The sequence below is a fragment of the Congregibacter variabilis genome (genome assembly GCF_045689235.1).
In the GTDB taxonomy this organism is placed as follows: Bacteria; Pseudomonadota; Gammaproteobacteria; order Pseudomonadales; family Halieaceae; genus Congregibacter; species Congregibacter variabilis.
In genome coordinates this window covers 1885703-1897749 of the sequence record NZ_CP136864.1, presented here as the reverse complement: position 1 = coordinate 1897749, position 12047 = coordinate 1885703, and the positions used below count along the sequence as shown (strand labels likewise).

Here is a 12047-nt window from a genome sequence, read left to right as displayed (position 1 = left end):
GTGAAGACAATATTGAGCCGAAAGCTTATCGCTTGTGTGCTACTGGGGCTATACCCCGTTCTTGGCAGCGCCGCTGCGTTGGCCCAGAGTTGTTCGTCACAGTCCGGTGTCTCAATACAGGTGCTGGGCTCCGGTGGTCCCATCGCAGATGATGGCCGCGCCTCCAGTGGCTACCTTGTTTGGCGCGATGGTAAGGCACGGGTGTTGGTCGATTTGGGAGGCGGTGCAATCTTGAGATTTGCGCAGTCTGGCGCATCGTTTTCTGATTTGGACGCAATTGTCCTGACACATCTGCATGCTGATCATTCTGCGGGGCTACCGGCACTTTTAAAGTCTGGCTATTTCGCAAATCGCTCTCGCTCGCTGGCGTTGGCCGGGCCTGCTGCCGGTGGCAATAAGAATGTGCATTTTCCTTCCCTAGATGAGTACCTTGCGAGCATGCTGCAAACGGGCTCGGGCGCTTACCAGTATTTGGATGGGTATCTTTCCGGAAAGGGGGGGATGCCCCTTCTTAAGCTGACCACGGTTGCCAATGATCTTGGGGAGCGAGCAGCCGTTGAAGTAGAGGGTGCCCGTGGCGGAATCTACATAGAAGCGATGGCGGTGTCACACGGCCCCGTGCCAGCGCTTGCCTACCGTATTGAGGTGGATGATCGAGTTGTGGTGTTCGCCGGGGATCAGGACGGTCGTACCGACGCATTTGTCGATTTTGCTCAGGCCGCAGACCTGCTCGTGCTGCACATGCCGATTCCTGAGACCGCGGGTTCGGGTGCACGTGCCTTGCATGCGCCGCCGTCAAGCTTGGGCGAGATAGCCGCAGAGGCAAAGGCAAAGCGCGTTCTTTTGAGTCACTTTATGGCGCGCTCGCTAGCGGATTTGCCCGGCAACGCTGCCCTGGTGGAATCCGTTTTTGCGGCTCAGGTGGACGTGGCTGAGGATCTAAGCTGCTTCTCGCTGGATTAGAAGAGGGTCTGTCGTTGAGTCTGCGCGTTTTGGCTTTAAGCATATTGCCAAATACCCAACCAAATTCATCGGGTTTACGTATAATGGGCTAATCACGTAAATGGCCCCCCGGACTATGGTCGACAAACACCCTGCAGCTGAGAATCCACTTTCGTCGCTGACTCGTTTTTTCTTTGGGATTTTAGCCCCCGAGCGTAGCTACTACGCCCTTGCGATTGTCTATGGCTTGGGTATTAGCTTGCTGTCGCTGGCGACGCCCGTTTCAGTTCAGATGCTTATTAATACGGTGGCAAACATCGGCCTCACGACGCCCTTGGTTGTGCTCTCACTGACGTTGTTCTTTTTATTGCTGCTCGCCGGTGGTCTAAACGCATTGCGTATCTACATTATGGATGTCTTCGGACGCCGTTTTTACGCGCGGATGGTGTCAGAGATCGCTCTTCGGACGATCTACGCCCGAAATCCTTATTTTGACGACCGCGGTAAGAGCGCACTTTTTAACCGCTACTTCGACATCATTATTATTATGAAAATGCTGCCCAACTTACTGGTGGGCGGGTTCACGATCGTACTTCAGACGGTGGTGGGGTTTTTGCTGGTGTCTTCCTATCACCCGGTGTTGCTCGCTTTCAACGCGGGTATAGCGTTTCTCATTTGGCTGGTCTGGACGATTTGGGGGCGACGGGGTATTCGCAGTGCCGTGGAGTTGTCACATCGTAAGCACCACAGCGCCTCCTGGCTCGAGTCTTTGGGTCACGCCAATGGCTTTTATAAGAGTGAGATGCACATCTCTGAGGCCTTGCGCCGAACGGATGAAGTAACGGGTTCCTACATGGAGCAGCATAGACGGCATTTCCGTCACCACTTTTCACAGACACTCAGCTTCCTGTTTATCTATGCGGCGGCCAGTGCCGCCTTACTGGGATTGGGCGGTTGGCTGGTGATCATCGGTGAGCTCTCTCTGGGTCAGTTGGTCGCTGCGGAGCTGGTGCTGTCCGTGGTGTTTCTGGGTATCTCACAAATGGGGATTTACCTGAGTTATCTGTATGACGTCTGTGGCGCGGTGGACGAGTTATCGCTGTTTTTTCAGGTCGAGCAGGATATGCCTACCGACGCTCACAAACGTATTGAAGGTGATTCCTCGCTGAGCTTCAGTAAAGTTGTTGTGGGGCCCACCATTACTCTGGACTTTAAGATCCCTGCCCGTTCGCGAGTATGTGTCTATGCCGACAGCCATCGCGCCCAGCGAGTCTTTACCAACCTGGTGCGCGGCCACGAAGCCCCGGACAGCGGGTACATTGCCGTTGGAGGGATGGATCTTCGCGAGTTGAAGGCCTACGAGAAGCGCCAGGAAATCATCATGCTGGATCGGCCCAATGCGGTGGAGACCAGCATCCGTGAGTATCTGAGGCTGTCAGCGCCCAATGCCGAGTCTGTCGATGTCATGGAGGTGCTGGAAATCGTCGGCCTTGCCGAGACAGTTACTCAGCTATCACAAGGTTTGGATACTGAATTAGTGGGTACCGGTTGGCCTCTGTCGATTGTCGAGACCATGCAGCTCAAGCTGGCGGCGGCGATTATTTCCAAGCCCAGAATTTTGGTACTCACTCAGGCCTATGACGGTATGCCCGAAGTGTTCCTGCTGCGTGCAATGGATGCGCTACAGAAGAACTGCGAAACCACGATTGTGTACTTTACCTACGAGAACATAGACCTGCGCTTTGATCACTACCTGCAGCTAGGCTACGAGCAGCAAGTGATGGTGAGTGACTATCAGTCATTGTGTGAGCTTATGGGTCTTGAAGAACATCCGCTGCGCAATCCTCTATCGATTTATGGCGAGAACGCCGCCGAATTGAACGAGGAGCGCTAGGGATGGCTTTGTTTAACTATCACAACGAAAAATTCACGACGCTTAATGCCATTGGAGTGCCCAGGGTTGCACGGGTTGTAGGGTTTGGCTTGCTGTTTTTCTTTCTCTTCGTAGGTTTGTTTTTGACTTTTGTTCCCTGGGTGCAGACCGCAAGTGGCCCCGGAAACGTCACGGCGCTGAACCCAAATGACCGTATGCAGGAGGTGAACGCGCTGGTGCCTGGCCGAATTCAGGAATGGTATGTCCGTGATGGTTCCCGGGTAAAGGTCGGCGATCCTATTGTCAAAATTGTCGACAACGATCCGCAGCTGTTGGAGCGTTTACAGTCAGAGCGTGGGCAAGTGATGGCCAAGCTCACCGCGGCGGAGACGGCTTTAGAGATCGCGCAGATTGACAAGCGGCGCATGGAGAAGCTGTTTGACGAAGGGCTGTCTGCACGTCGGGAATATGAGCAGGCACGCATCAGAGTGGAGCAGCTGCGTGCAGACGTAGCGGAGGCTGGGGCCCAGTTGAGCCGAGTGGATGTGAACCTCTCTCGTCAGTCGGTACAGATTGTGCGGGCACCCCGCGACGGCACGATTTTGCGGGTAAACGCCGGCGATGCAGCCACGTTTATCAGCGCGGGGCAGGTCGTTGCCACTTTTGTACCTGATAACGCTGAGCGCGCTATCGAGATGTTTGTTGATGGCCGTGATATTGCGTTGGTTCGAGAGGGCGCAAAAGTCCGAATTCAGTTTGAAGGCTGGCCCGTAATTCAGATAAGTGGCTGGCCATCGGTGGCAGTGGGTACCTTTAGCGGACACGTCATTGCGATTGATCCTACAGCACAGAGCAACGGTCGCTTTCGGATTTTGGTCGAGGAAGACGAGGATACCGGCGTGGCCTGGCCCGATAGAAGATTTGTGCGCTTCGGTTCCAAAGCGCGTAGCTGGGTGCTGCTTGATGAAGTCTCGGTAGGCTATGAAATCTGGCGCCAACTCAACAACTTCCCGCCGAATTTTCCCGGTCAGGGTGATCCTATGGTGATGCCAAGCCAGTGATCGCTCGTACCTTACTTTTAGTTGCGCTTAGCGTTGCACCGGGGCTGCGGGCGGACGTTCCGCTGGCCCAGATGCCGCTGTTACCTGAAGAAGTGCTCGCAGCGTCCGAGGAGCATTTTCCGTCGATACTCAAGGCCTTGGCTCAGCGTCAAGCGGCCGAGGGTCGGGTTACCGAGTCCCTGGGTGCTTTTGATCTGGTTTTTGGTGCAGATGGTTTTGACCGGGTCGATGGGTTTTACGACGGCACGGCCCTCAGTGGCAACGTGGTGAAGCCGCTTCGGCCTCTCGGAGCCCAGCTATACGGCCAATATTCATTGTCCAACGGCGATTTTCCGATCTACGAGGACGAGTACTTCACAAATAACGGCGGCACCGCCAAATTGGGTGTCTTGTTCAGCATGTTCCGGGATCGTGATATTGATTCCCGGCGCTTCGGTCAGATAGATGCAGAGCTCGCTCTTGTGCAGGCCCAGCTTGATGTATTGCTCACTAAAGTCGGCGTACAACAGCGGGCGCTGGCAGCTTATTGGCGCTGGGTGGCGGCGGGTCAGGAGTTGGCTGTATACGATAACCTTTTGCGCATTGCGCTAGAGCGCGAGACAGGTCTTGAGCGGGAAGTCAGCAGCGGTCGTCGCGCAGCTATTTTTATTACTGAAAATCGACAGAACATCACTCGACGCCAGACGCTTATGACAGCTTCCCGGCGGGATTTTCAGGTGGCGGCAAACCAGTTGGCTTTTTATCTTCGTGACGAAGATGGCGAGCCGCTTATGCCCGGCGCGCAGCGACTGCCCTCGGAGGAGCAATTCGGTACCTTGCCTCCGTTGCCGTCGGCAAGCTCCCTGGACGTTTCTTCAGTCCTGGAACAACGTCCAGAGTTGCGAATTCTGCAGACCGGGGCCGAACGGGCGCTGCAGAAAATCGCGCTGTCTGAAAACGAGTTAAAGCCGCGTCTGGATTTAAATCTTGAGCTCGCTGAGGGCTTTGGTTCCATCGGAGAGGGCGGAGCATCGCGCGACGGGACCGACGCTATTGTGGGTTTTACCTTTAGTGTCCCTCTGGAGCGACGCCAGGCAAAAGGTAAGATCACTCAGGCTCGCGCCGAGCTGGAGTCCTTGCGTCAGGAGCAGCGACGCCTGGAAGACCAGGTCGAGATAGAACTGCGTAACATCCTTCTCGAGTTAGATACGGCGAGACAGCTTATGGAGCTGGCAAAGCAGGATGTTGAACTGTCTGAGACTATGCGGCGTGCCGAGGTCCGACGGTTTGAGCAGGGAGCCAGCGACTTCTTTTTGGTGAATATCCGGGAAGAAACAGCCGCCGATGCACGGGTGCGTTTTTACACCGCCTATCAGCGCACGCGGGTAGCGCAGGCCAACTTTGATGCCGCAACGGTTAATCTGCCGCGTCTGGGGATCGATGAGAACTACTAATCGCTGAGTGGCATTTTCTTGCGGCAGGTCAATATCGCCCGCTGCGACCACATCCATAATCTGCCATTGTTATACAGTGAGGGCCTAACTGGCTCCGGGGCAGATTTGCTTGCTAGCACTCTCCGATAAACGTTGGCCGGCCTGGCTGGATTTGGTCCAGGGGCTAACGGGCCTGCTACTGGTCCTCTTCATGTGGGCGCACCTCTTTGCCGTGTCGAGCATTCTTCTGGGGAAGTCTGCAATGTTTCGGGTTACGCGGTTCTTCGAGGGTTCCCTGTTTTTTGATACGCCACAGCCCTGGTTGGTGAGTCTTGTGGCGCTGACTATATTTGTGCTGTTTGCGGTGCATACCGTACTTGCTATTCGTAAGATGCCTGACGGTTACCGTCAGTGGCGAGCATGGCTGGTACACATGCGCGGAATGCGCCATGAGGAGACCACTCTGTGGCTGCTGCAGGTGCTTACCGGGCTGGTCCTCATGTTTTTTGCCACAGCGCATCTTCTAGAGCTTTTTATTCACCCGGCGAACATCGGCCCGCATGCATCCTCCGCGCGTATTGCTGACGGCGGCTGGGTGCTCGGGCTCATACTCTTATTCTCCGTAGAGGTGCATGCGGGCATTGGTCTTTATCGATTGATCATCAAGTGGGGCTGGTTTGGATTGGGCGATAGCGTCAGAAAACGCCAGAGGCTTCGCCGCGTGGTGTATGGCTTGGTGACGTTTTTTCTGGTGCTGGGTCTTGCGACGCAGCAAGCCTATCTGCGTATCGGTGAGGAAGAGGCTGTTCGCGCGGGAGTGCGCTATGACCCTACGGCGATAGAGGCAAGCCACTGATGGATGTGATCTACACAGACGTGTTGGTGGTGGGAGGAGGGCTTGCGGGGCTGCGTGTTGCTATTGCGGCCAAGCGACGAGGACTCGATGTTATTACTCTGAGTCTGGTTCCCGCGAAACGCTCACATTCTGCGGCCGCGCAGGGCGGTATGCAGGCCAGTCTCGGCAACACCACAAAGGGTCGCGGCGACAGCGAGACTGTGCACTTTGCCGACACGGTAAGAGGTAGCGACTGGGGCGCCGATCAGCAGGTCGTTCGAATGTTTGCCGAGACCGCGCCAAAAGCAATTCGAGAACTTGCTGCCTGGGGGGTGCCCTGGAACCGGGTAGAACGCGGCGACCATGAGGTGGTGGTGAACGGTCAGCGGGTAACCATCACGGAGTCGAACGCCGCACACGGACTTATAACTGCGCGTAACTTTGGCGGGACGGCTCAGTGGCGCGCGAGCTATGTGTCCGATGGAACCGGTCACTCCATGCTCTACACCATGTCTGATCGGGCCGTGGCTGAATCGATTCCTGTGCATGAGCGCATGGAGGCTATGGCTCTGATCTGCGACGGCGAGCGCTGCTGCGGCGTTGTTGCCCGAAACTTAAAGACCGGCGCCTTACTTGCGTACATCGCAAGAGCTACCTGCATTGCCACCGGAGGATTTGGGCGGATCTATCGGGTGTCGACCAACGCCATTATCAATGAGGGAATGGGGGCGGCCATTGCACTTGAAACTGGCCGGGGCGTGTTGGGAAACATGGAAGCCGTGCAGTTTCATCCTACGGGTATATTCCCCGCGGGTATTCTTGTCACCGAGGGGTGTCGCGGTGATGGCGGGCTATTGCTGGATGGCGCTGAACATCGCTTTATGCCGGACTACGAGCCGCAGAAAATGGAGTTGGCTTCTCGCGACGTGGTGTCCCGGCGTATGGAGGAGCATATTCGCGCGGGTAATGCAGCGCACAGCCGCTTTGGTGAGCATTTGTGGCTGGATATTCGCCTACTCGGGGCGGCGCATATCAATTCCCGTCTGCGGGAAGTAAAGGAAATCTGTCAGCATTTTTTGGGTATAGATCCGGCGCAATCCCTGATTCCTGTGCGCCCGGCCCAGCATTACTCCATGGGCGGTATTCGTACGAATCATCAGGGCGCGGCCTATGGGTTGAAGGGCTTGTTTGCGGCCGGTGAGGCAGCCTGCTGGGATCTGCATGGCTTTAACCGCTTAGGGGGGAACTCGGTTGCCGAGACGGTGGTGGCCGGCATGCTTGTCGGCGAATACATTGCGGACTTTTGCGAGAGCCCAGACGGCGAGCTGCGGGTTTCCCCAACACTGGCGCGAGATGCGATTACCGCGCAATCGCGCGGTCTGACGGCATTGACGAGCGGTACTGACACCGCAAACCCCTTATTACTGATGGCCCAAATGCAAAATCTGATGACCGATAAGGTGGGGATCTTTCGGCATCGCGAGACTCTGGAGGAGGCTGTTAACGGGCTTAGTACGCTGCTTCGCCAAAGCGCAATGATGCGTCTGGCCAGCAGCCGGCCGGGTGCTAACCCCGAGTTGGTGGCGGCGTATCGACTCCCTCGAATGCTTAAGTTGGCACTGTGTGTCGCTCAGGGCGCACTGGCGCGCACCGAAAGCCGAGGCGCTCACTATCGAGAGGATTACCCGCAGCGGAACGACCGGGACTGGTTACAGCGAACGCTGGCCCAATGGTCTGAAGGCGCTGAGGAGCCGACACTGCGTTACGAAGACATTGACGTGCTGCGCATGGAGCTGCCTCCAGGGTGGCGCGGCTATGGCGCGCAGGACTTTGTTGAGCATCCAGACAGTGCTCGCAGAGTCGATGAGGTGGCGGCTACCTGCGATCGCTACCCTGAGGGCGAGCAACGCCAGAATGCGTTGATGCCGTTTCGCAGCGAGCTGCCCCCGAGCTATCGTGGTCTGAATCAGCGTCCCAAGCTTGAGGATCAAACACCATGAATCAGCCACCGATAAAGGTGTTGGCGAGTGATCGCTCATCCTCTGGAACGACCCAGCTGTTTACTTTGGAAGTCTTGCGATGCAATCCGCTTGATGAATCCGAGCAAGCCTATTGGCAGAGCTATTGTGTAGAGTTGACCGAGGGGATGACGCTATTTATCGCACTGTCAGAAATTCGAGAACAGCAGGATCCGTCTTTGCAGTTTGATTTTGTATGTCGAGCCGGGATTTGTGGTTCCTGCGGCATGCTGATCAATGGGCGGCCGGGACTGGCCTGTCGAACACTACTGTCGAGTTTGCAAAGTCCTACACGCCTTGCCCCGTTGCCTGGATTTGCACTTATCGGCGATTTGTCGGTGGATACAGGGCGTTGGATGCGCGCAATGAGCGAGCGTCTTCAGATATGGGTTGATGGCGCAGCGACTGAGCGTGACCCCTGTGAGGTGGAAGAGCCCATGGAGCCTTCTCTCGCCGAGGATATCTATGAGCTGGATCGCTGTATTGAATGTGGCTGCTGCGTGGCGGCTTGCGGTACCGCGCAAATGCGCGATGATTTTGTGGGTGCTGTGGGCTTAAACAAGCTTGCACGGCTGCGTCTGGACCCGCGAGACGACAGAGATGATGCAGCCTTCTACGAGCTCATCGGTGATGACGACGGGGTGTTTGGCTGTATGAGCTTGCTCGGCTGCGAAGATGTCTGCCCCAAGGATTTATCCCTGGGAACACAGATCGCTTATCTACGCCGAGCGATGCTTAGAGAAGCCTTATAAACGTGGATAGTCTCTTGCTCGACTCTTGCTCGACTCTTGCCCGGCTTACTCGTTTTACTCAAGGCGACAAAGAGCGATGCATCCTTGACGCTTTTCGCTGTGAGTCCTTAGCCGCTGAGTGCCTCAATCATTGACTGTATTTCTTCTTCGCTGTCTTCAAGTACTTTCACAAGCGCATCGTTACTCATTCTAAGTCGCGCCAGTGCGTCCAGGTCACCTAGCTCGGCGGCTACTTTGACGCCGGCGCGGGCGAGAATGTTTGCGATAAACAAAACGTCGCTGACGTCGGCTGAAGATATCCGGTCGCGCTCTTTGAGTTCTTGCTCGTCAACACCAATGGCTATGGACTCAGGGAAATCCCAGGATTCGACAATCGCGCGGGCTACGCCGGTGTGCCACTGAGCCAACAGTCCGTCTACCGCTTCGCGATCGGTAAAGAGCTCCGGGTGGTCAGCGGCCTTGGTGAGGATGTAAAACTTACCCACGGCGTGAAGAAGGCCCGCAAGCATTGCTTCGTCAGGCTTGCCAACAAAGCGGCTGTTTTTGGCCAACACGTAGCTGAGTGATGCAACCTTTACACTGTGCAGTCGAAGCTTGTTCAGGTCCTCAATAAAAGGGCTGCCCTTGGGGAAGGTGAAGGCCTCACGCGCAGCGAAGGACACGGCGGCGTTTTGCACCATATCCATGCCGACGCGCGAAATTGCCGTATTGATGTCAGTGACTTCCATGGGTCCGCGGCGCATCATTGCTGAGTTGGCCATGCGCATAAGTCTCGCGGCCAAAGCGGGTTCGCTTGCGACAATGACACCCAGAGAATTGATATCGGAATCGGGGTCAGCAACGCATCGCTGCACACGCATAGCAGTGTCCGGGAAAGGCGGAAGGTCAAACTCGCCTGCCGCTAGCTCCATGCCCAGCTGGCGGACAAACTCAAATGCCGGATTACTCATTGCTGTTGGCCCTCGGTGTATTTGTTCTTGCTTACTTAAAACGCGCGTCAGTTTAGCAGCAGTTGCAGCTTTCTGGGGAGTTTGCCGGACCTAGGAGTTTGCCATCCCTGCGAGCGTCTCGTCGGCCCATTGCGTCGCCGATTGGTGGAGGCTGGCGATCACTGGCGCTGGAATCTGGAACTGCTCGAAACTCGAGAGCTCACCGTATTCCAGTGCTTTTGCCAGTTTCAGGGATGCTCCCTTGTTGCCAAGGTGTTGGCACAGAGCGTCGTGCAGTTCCCGGGGGATAGTCAGGGTGTCAATGACTTCTTCGAGGGGAGCATCCATCAAGGCATCGAGTACAGAGAAGAGGCCAACGGTAAAAAATGCATTAGCATCCTCTTGCTCAGCTTCGAGCGCCAATAGCTCCATGAATTTGGCGCGCACCAGGGCCATGGTGACCAGTTCCCCTGGCTTGTCGTCGAGTCTGGCCATAATCAGAAGTGTTACCCAGCGTCTGATGGTTTCTCTGCCGATGTAAACCACCGCCTCGCGAATCGATTCAATGCGTCGGTTGAGTGCTCCGGCTGGAGAGTTGACGTAGTTCATGGCGCGTACAGAGATAGCAACATCACGACTTACGAGCTCGCTGAGGGAGTCGATGTCAGTCTCTGGATTATTGATCTTGGACATGAGCTGCATCACAGCCAGTTTGTTGGGTGCAAGCCGTTTGCCCGTGACGACTTTGGGCTTGGCAAAAAAGTAGCCCTGGAAATAGTCGCAGCCCAGAGCCTTGAGTGTTTCGAATTCTTCGTTGGTCTCTACTTTTTCCGCCAGTACCTTAACCCCAAGGTCCTTCAGTCGGGAAATCTCTGTGCCCCAGTTCTCTGGTGCGATCTGTGGGATTTCCAGTTTTACTATGGCTACGTGCTTCAATGCAGTGTCAAAGCGTGCGTCGTAGACGAAGTCATCCAGAGCCATGGTATAGCCGCGCTCGCCCAGTGCAGCCATTCCCCGGATGACCTCATCGTCTATTTCAACGTGTTCAAGCACTTCCAGTACAACGTTGTCGGGTTCAAAGGGGAGGAGCTCTGGCTCCACAAGAAATTTGTGAGGAAGGTTGATAAAGGCAGGACGGTCGCCCACTAGCTGCGTCAGGCCCACTTCTTCACTGATGCTTAAAACCTGAGCGGTGGCCACATCATCGTCCAGATCCTTTGGTGCAGCGCCGGTGTCGGAACTGCGAAAGAGCAGTTCATAGGCGAATAGTTTGACCTTGTCATCAAAGATCGGTTGTCTTCCGATAAAGAAGTCGGACATAAACGGCGGCCCTGTAACGGTTGATCTCGTTGAGCGGGTTTTGAAATAAGGTTCCGAGATCCCAGGCGCAAGTTTGAGGGCTGCGGCGAGCCAATGAAAGGGAGGCCTTCACATTTTTCCTATGAATCTATGGGGCTGCTTGGGTTTTTGAGCTTATTTTGTCGATTCAAAGCACCCTTTTGCGTGACCGCAGTGCGAATAATCCGATGCAAAGAAGTGCGAGACTCATAGGTGCGTGTACCGGAGAGGGGCTTGGATTTGTCGCCCGCCAATAGCCAGGCGTGGGTGGCTGTGCTGTCCAGTTACTCGCCTTGCTTGAATCAAGGCTGCCAAAGATCAGCTGAAGAGAGCTCCCCAGCCCGTCGGCTTGCTCTGGCCAGTCTCCGCTATCGTCGTAACTTACCGACCAGGCTTCGATGCCATCGGCATTGCTCAGGGTGAGCGTCTCGCCAGCGTTTGACAGCGCACCCGAGAAGTCAAAGATGTCCCCGACGTAGTCAGCAAAGACACTTCGAAACCCGTCGGGATCTCGAGCGAGAACCAATGATTTTCCGGGTTCCAAGGTCGAGCCGGCGGCAAAAACATAAGAGATACCCTGAGTGAAGCGCCAATCTGTGAGGTCCACACTGAGTTCGCGGTCATTGCTTAGCTCAATGAACTCGTCGGGATCGGAGCCACTGGCGACGCCGTTGTAATGAATCTCACTGAGGATGGGGCTACTGAAAGCATTGCTGGTGAAGGCGAGCAGCCCACCGGCGGTCGTCAATGCTAATAGTGCCTTTGTAAGCGAGAAGAACTGAAGTGCGGACCGTCGGATAGCGGTATGGGACGGTAGCGAGTGGTGGTTGTTAATCATGAGTTGGCCCTACACGAAAGTGGTGTAGAAGAATGACAACTCCCCTTGG

General features: G+C 55.6%; 10 protein-coding genes. 7 read left to right on the top strand and 3 right to left on the bottom strand.

Annotated features, from left to right (window positions below):
* The 7 genes from R0135_RS08330 (at nucleotide 1) to R0135_RS08300 (ending at nucleotide 8893) form a co-directional block, all read left to right on the top strand.
* Nucleotides 1–963, top strand: a complete 963-nt coding sequence (locus R0135_RS08330) for an MBL fold metallo-hydrolase (RefSeq protein WP_407349794.1) — start codon at nucleotides 1–3, stop codon at nucleotides 961–963.
* Nucleotides 964–1078: 115 nt separating this feature from the next.
* Nucleotides 1079–2836, top strand: coding sequence for an ABC transporter transmembrane domain-containing protein (locus R0135_RS08325; protein WP_407349793.1), 1758 nt, complete (start codon nucleotides 1079–1081; stop codon nucleotides 2834–2836).
* A gap of 2 nt (nucleotides 2837–2838) precedes the next feature.
* Nucleotides 2839–3876 (top strand): efflux RND transporter periplasmic adaptor subunit, encoded by a 1038-nt coding sequence (locus R0135_RS08320; RefSeq protein WP_407349792.1) that lies wholly within the window; start codon nucleotides 2839–2841, stop codon nucleotides 3874–3876.
* Nucleotides 3873–5309, top strand: a complete 1437-nt coding sequence (locus R0135_RS08315) for a TolC family protein (protein ID WP_407349791.1) — start codon at nucleotides 3873–3875, stop codon at nucleotides 5307–5309. The genes R0135_RS08320 and R0135_RS08315 overlap by 4 nt, the downstream gene beginning before the upstream one ends.
* A gap of 109 nt (nucleotides 5310–5418) precedes the next feature.
* Nucleotides 5419–6144: a fumarate reductase cytochrome b subunit gene (locus R0135_RS08310; protein ID WP_407349790.1), complete on the top strand. Its 726-nt coding sequence runs from the start codon at nucleotides 5419–5421 to the stop codon at nucleotides 6142–6144.
* Entirely contained in the window at nucleotides 6144–8123 is a 1980-nt protein-coding gene (locus R0135_RS08305; RefSeq protein WP_407349789.1) for a fumarate reductase flavoprotein subunit, read from the top strand. The genes R0135_RS08310 and R0135_RS08305 overlap by 1 nt, the downstream gene beginning before the upstream one ends.
* Nucleotides 8120–8893, top strand: coding sequence for a fumarate reductase iron-sulfur subunit (locus tag R0135_RS08300; RefSeq protein WP_407349788.1), 774 nt, complete (start codon nucleotides 8120–8122; stop codon nucleotides 8891–8893). The genes R0135_RS08305 and R0135_RS08300 overlap by 4 nt, the downstream gene beginning before the upstream one ends.
* 107 nt (nucleotides 8894–9000) lie before the next feature.
* Here R0135_RS08300 and R0135_RS08295 read toward each other — a convergent pair whose 3' ends face one another.
* The 3 genes from R0135_RS08295 to R0135_RS08285 all read right to left on the bottom strand — a co-directional run bounded on the left by R0135_RS08295 (nucleotide 9001) and on the right by R0135_RS08285 (nucleotide 11908).
* The gene (locus R0135_RS08295) at nucleotides 9001–9843 is read right to left on the bottom strand and encodes an HDOD domain-containing protein (RefSeq protein ID WP_407349787.1); all 843 of its coding nucleotides are present in this window, start codon (nucleotides 9841–9843) and stop codon (nucleotides 9001–9003) included.
* Nucleotides 9844–9933: 90 nt separating this feature from the next.
* Nucleotides 9934–11142 (bottom strand): EAL and HDOD domain-containing protein, encoded by a 1209-nt coding sequence (locus tag R0135_RS08290; protein ID WP_407349786.1) that lies wholly within the window; start codon nucleotides 11140–11142, stop codon nucleotides 9934–9936.
* A gap of 166 nt (nucleotides 11143–11308) precedes the next feature.
* Nucleotides 11309–11908: a lamin tail domain-containing protein gene (locus R0135_RS08285; RefSeq protein WP_407349785.1), complete on the bottom strand. Its 600-nt coding sequence runs from the start codon at nucleotides 11906–11908 to the stop codon at nucleotides 11309–11311.
* Between the last annotated feature and the right edge of the window lie 139 nt (nucleotides 11909–12047).